The organism is Sphingobium xenophagum, assembly GCF_031457465.1.
In the GTDB taxonomy this organism is placed as follows: Bacteria; Pseudomonadota; Alphaproteobacteria; order Sphingomonadales; family Sphingomonadaceae; genus Sphingobium; species Sphingobium xenophagum_A.
Genome location: NZ_JAVDWV010000055.1, coordinates 1 through 1161, shown reverse-complemented (window position 1 = coordinate 1161; position 1161 = coordinate 1). Strand labels below are relative to the sequence as shown.

Sequence of the window (1161 nt, the reverse complement as noted above, 5' to 3'; positions counted from 1 at the left end):
GCTGTGGTTTCGATTTGAAGCGCGACATCCATGGGATGCGTAGCATTTCATCGAGGGTGGGGCGAGCCCCACCCTCGATGGCAAAATCTATCGGGCCTTGAGGAGGGTGATCTGCTCTCCCAGAACGTCATGCGGGGTGCGATAGTTCAGGCACTTGCGAGGGGTGCTGTTGATGCGATCAGCAACGGCCTGGATTTCCTTATCCGATAGCAACGCCAGGTCCGTGTCAGACGGCAGGAAGCGCCGTATCCGGCCATTGCTGTTTTCGACGCTGCCCTTTTGCCATGGTGCCGATGGCATGCAGAAATAGCTGGTCATCGCGAGTTTCTTCTGGAGTGTCGCAAAGGCGGCAAATTCCGTTCCCCGGTCAAAGGTGATGCTCTGACGCAGGGAAGGGGGAAGCATGTGCAAGTGGTGCTGGATTCCCGACATGACGCCGGCGGAATGCCGACTGGGATTGCGGGCGAGGATAGTAAATCGACTGCGGCGCTCGACCAGCGAGGTGAGGTTGGCTTTGCCATATTCCAACCTGAAGATCATCAGGTCGCCTTCCCAATGACCAAAGCTGCTGCGATTACCGATTTCGGAAGGGCGTTTGCCAATGGTGTTGGCCAAGGGGATATGCAGACCGCGGGGCTTACGCGCATAGCGTTGACGTCGAGATCGACGGGCAACAGGCAGAAGGCGCCACAGGCCTTGGCTGCGTCCGTCCGGTCCATAGACGAACTGGTAGATGGTCTCGTGACAGACGGCTTCACGACTACCGCGATGGCGTCGAAGATATCCTGCAATCTGCTCCGGCGACCAGGCTGCTGACAAGCGGTCAGCGATATAGGCGGCAAGCTCGGGCTTTCGGGCGATTTTGCCGCCACGCACCCGGCGCCTGTCCGCCATCGTTTGTGCGGCCGTTGGAAAATAGCCACGAAACAGCGGCTCGTCATCAAGATGCCGGTTACGTTTCAGCTCGCGATAGATGGTCGAACGATGTCGCTGCAGCGCCGCTGCTATCTGCTGTACGGACCGCCCGGTTGCAGCCAGTTGGTAAACCTGTCGTCGCTCGTCCAAACCCAGATGCTGATAGCCGTTCATCATGTGCCTTCCTGGAAAAGGGATCAAACCCCTATAAATCCTAGGATTTCGCACTTCGATCTAGAATCCACC

1 protein-coding gene is annotated in these 1161 nt (G+C 57.8%); it reads right to left on the bottom strand.

Annotated features, from left to right (window positions below):
- Window positions 1–87: 87 nt before the first annotated feature.
- Complete coding sequence (locus tag J2W40_RS20535) at window positions 88–1092, bottom strand: IS30 family transposase (RefSeq protein WP_310227824.1); 1005 nt, start codon at window positions 1090–1092, stop codon at window positions 88–90.
- Between the last annotated feature and the right edge of the window lie 69 nt (window positions 1093–1161).